At 43.7% G+C, this 3,986-nt stretch carries 2 protein-coding genes and 2 pseudogenes; 2 read left to right on the forward strand and 2 right to left on the reverse strand.

Features of this window, described 5'->3' with window-relative positions; all coding sequences use genetic code 11:
- Positions 1 to 68: 68 nt before the first annotated feature.
- Positions 69 to 1,022: pseudogene (locus ACUU1M_RS19220) on the forward strand (LysR family transcriptional regulator).
- Positions 1,023 to 1,062: 40 nt separating this feature from the next.
- On the opposite strand, the gene pgl reads toward ACUU1M_RS19220, so the two are convergent.
- Complete coding sequence (pgl, locus tag ACUU1M_RS19225) at positions 1,063 to 2,058, reverse strand: 6-phosphogluconolactonase (protein WP_000815446.1); 996 nt, start codon at positions 2,056 to 2,058, stop codon at positions 1,063 to 1,065.
- Between the two features lie 295 nt (positions 2,059 to 2,353).
- A pseudogene (locus tag ACUU1M_RS19230) lies at positions 2,354 to 2,449 on the reverse strand (DNA invertase); the annotation flags it as partial.
- Positions 2,450 to 2,939: 490 nt separating this feature from the next.
- On the opposite strand from ACUU1M_RS19230, the gene ACUU1M_RS19235 reads away from it, so the two are divergent.
- A partial coding sequence (locus tag ACUU1M_RS19235; protein WP_449144747.1) for a leucine-rich repeat domain-containing protein occupies positions 2,940 to 3,986 on the forward strand: 1,047 nt, incomplete at its 3' end.

Here is a 3,986-nt window from a genome sequence, read left to right on the forward strand (position 1 = left end):
GCTAAATGCAGTTAAAATTTTTAACGACCAGCCCCCCAAAATCGTCGCTTCCATTTTCCGGAGTAATAATGATGCATGAATTATCAAGTATGAAGGCATTTGTCATACTGGCAGAGTCCAGTTCATTTAACAATGCCGCTAAATTACTCAATATTACGCAACCTGCATTAACGCGAAGAATAAAAAAGATGGAGGAAGATTTACATATTCAACTATTTGAGCGTACAACTCGCAAGGTTACGTTAACAAAAGCAGGAAAAAGGTTGCTCCCGGAGGCGCGGGAATTAATAAAGAAATTCGATGAAACGCTTTTTAATATTCGTGATATGAATGCTTATCATCGTGGTATGGTGACATTAGCGTGTATTCCGACCGCAGTATTTTATTTTTTACCGCTGGCAATCGGTAAATTTAATGAGCTGTATCCCAATATTAAAGTGCGGATTCTGGAACAAGGCACGAATAATTGCATGGAATCGGTGCTGTGTAACGAATCAGACTTTGGCATAAACATGAACAACGTCACAAATTCATCCATTGATTTTACCCCACTGGTCAACGAGCCATTCGTGCTGGCCTGTCGGCGTGACCATCCATTGGCCAAAAAGTAGCTTGTAGAATGGCAGGAGTTAGTGGGTTACAAAATGATTGGCGTACGTTCCTCCAGCGGCAACCGATTGTTGATAGAACAACAGCTAGCCGACAAGCCCTGGAAGCTGGACTGGTTTTACGAAGTGCGTCATCTTTCGACGTCATTAGGACTAGTGGAGGCAGGACTGGGGATTTCGGCGCTTCCTGGTCTGGCAATGCCCCATGCGCCCTATTCTTCGATTATTGGTATCCCACTGGTGGAACCCGTTATACGTCGGACATTGGGGATTATTCGCCGCAAAGATGCCGTGCTTTCTCCGGCAGCTGAACGCTTTTTTGCCTTGCTGATTAATTTGTGGACTAACGATAAAGACAATTTGTGGACCAATATCGTCGAACGCCAGAGACATGCGTTACAGGAGATAAGTTAATACACCGGCGCAGGAGAGACTGCGCCGGTTAAATCAGCGGTTAGTGTGCGTTAACCACCACCCACATTGGTCCCTGCCCGACCGCATAGCAGCCTTTTTCATGCAGTAGCCCCTGCTCGCCAACAATTTCGTATACCGAGATGTGGTGAGATTTTTGCCCAGCGGCAATCAGATACTTGCCGCTGTAATCAACATTGAAGCCGCGCGGCTGGGTTTCCGTTGGCTGGAAGCCTTCTTTACTCAACACGCTGCCATCTTCCGAAACGCTGAAAACGGTAATCAGACTGGCGGTACGGTCGCAGGCGTATAAATGGCGACCATCCGGGGTGATATGAATATCAGCCGCCCAACGGGTGTCGGAGAAGTTTTCCGGCATCATATCCAGCGTCTGGACACATTCGATATTGCCGTGCGGATCTTTCAGTTCCCAGACATCCACTGAGCTGTTTAACTCATTGACGCAATACGCATATTGTTCGTTTGGATGGAATACCATATGACGCGGGCCGGCCCCTTCAACGGTAGTCACTTCCGCAGGGTCCTGCGCCACCAGATGACCATCATCGCTGACCGTAAACAGGTAAATGCGATCCTGCTTTAATGCCGGAACCCACAGCGTACGGTTGTCCGGTGAGATATTGGCGGAATGGCAACCGTCCAGCCCCTCGACCACATCGACGACGCCCACTGGCAGGCCATCTTCCAGACGCGTTACGCTCACGTTACCCGCATTGTAAGAACCTACAAAGACAAACTGCCCCTGGTGATCGGTGGAAATATGCGTCGGACTACCCGGCAGCACAGACTCTGCGGCAAAGGTCAGTGCGCCATCGTCCGGGGCAATACGATACGCCAGGACGCGAAACTCAGGGCGAACACCAACATAGAGATAACGTTTGTCCGGGCTGACCACCATCGGCTGCACCTGCCCCGGCACATCGACAACCTGTGTCAGCGTCAGTGCGCCTTCATGATTCAGGTTCCAGACGTGAATTTGCTGGCTCTCAGGGCTGGCGATATAAACTGTTTGCTTCATGAACACACCTCAAAAATGATAAATTCCTTATCTTTCATACATATAACAACACTTACTGGATAAAAAACAGACAACAAAACACGATAAAATACAATATCGCACATCAATTAAATCAATAAGTTAGCACTCCATTTCGAATGGCATATTACTAAAATATTAGTCACCGACACGAATTTGACAATGCCACAGATATTTTCGCGACTATTCAGGGAGTATGACTCTCCCCGCTTTTGTTTACCTGTATCAACGACCGTAAACACTATGCCATAACAACTTCTGGCCAACTTCCCATTCGCTCAACAATCAACTCACTTCCGGCACAAATAAACGCATTACGTTGTAGATCGGTATTCTGGTCATTTGTTGATACGCGTACATAGCCAATAAGCATGGTAAATCCCCCTGTTAACAAGACACTGCGTCAAAAGTCGGGGGGGAGAATTGGGTGATCTCCTTCCATGGGAATACACAGTCATTATAAAATAGAATGTACTGTTTTTTTAAAGAAAAAAACAGTACATTGAGATATGATTTTGATCATTACTAAATCCTTTGCTGAAGTTACTATGTATATAAGCTTATTTTATACATGATTATTAGCAACAAATATTACCAAGTCAAGTAGTCAGGCTGGCTAAAATAGTTGGAGATGTTGTAGTATCTTACTCAAGACTAATGTCTTCTGGTATAAATCCTCTGCATTGTGAATATGTAAAACATCAAAAAAAGATGAACCAAATATACGAAAAAAGCAAATATACTTACCAGGGTAGAAAGCATGATATAACACTCATTCCCTTATGGCGAATATTCTGAAACACCCTCCTCATTAGGAGAGATACATTAAATACAATTTATTCACAATCTAATTCCATATCCATATGCGAGAAATTAATATGCTCAGAAATATTTCATCCTGTTTATTTCCACATATCAGCACAATTACATCCCCCAACCATTATTTGTCCGAATGGGATGATTGGGAGAAACAGGGGTTACCGGAAGAACAGCGTACTGAGGCGGTAAGAAGACTTCGTGCATGTCTTACCTCTAAGGGGCATAAACTGGACCTGCGAGCCTTGGCGCTTTCCTCGTTACCTGTACTCCCTGCTTGCATTAAAAAGCTTGATGTGAGCTGTAATAAATTAACCATCCTTACTGATTTACCTGAAAATATTAAAGAACTTATTGCAAGAGATAATTTCTTAACACATATATCTGCATTACCACATTATCTAATAACTTTGGATGTGTCCGAAAATCAATTAGAGAATCTGCCGTTATTACCAGACTCCATCAAATCACTAAGCGCAGAGTATAATAGGTTATCCACACTGCCTTCATTACCCTTGAATTTAAAAAAACTTGAGGTTAGGAACAACGAACTGCAAACTCTTCCATCTCTGCCTTCTAATCTTAAGATACTTAAGGTTGCGCACAACCATCTTACTGAACTGCCCCCTTTACTTAGGAGACTGCAACTTCTTTTTGCATATAGCAATAGATTAAGCAACTTACCAAACATCCAAGAAAATATTATCATGAGAAGATTTTTTTATTTTGAAAACAACCAAATAACTACAATCCCGACAAATCTTTTTCGTTTAGATCCTCATATAACTATTGAGATTGCAAATAACCCCTTATCAGATCAAACTCTGCTATTCTTAATACAGCAAACTTCGGTTCCAAATTTTAACGGGCCTCAGTTTCGTATTTCCCTGTCAGACCAAAACAGACTGTTTTTACGCCAGATGTTGCCGCAAAATTTACATTCGCGCCATATCAGAGTCATCACTGAAGGGGGGCAGAACTTTCAGATCCCCCCTCTTCCCGAAACTGTGGCAGCCTGGTTTCCTGAAGCAGATCGTCGGGAGGTTTCTACACAATGGACTTCTTTTTCCACCGAGGAGAATTCCCGGGCATTC

Source organism: Shigella sp. SIG6, from assembly GCF_053555815.1.

Coding starts and splice junctions, on each gene's coding strand:
- pgl (WP_000815446.1), bottom strand. CDS start 2,058: ATGAAGCAAACAGTTTATATCGCCAGCCCTGAGAGCCAGCAAATTCAC.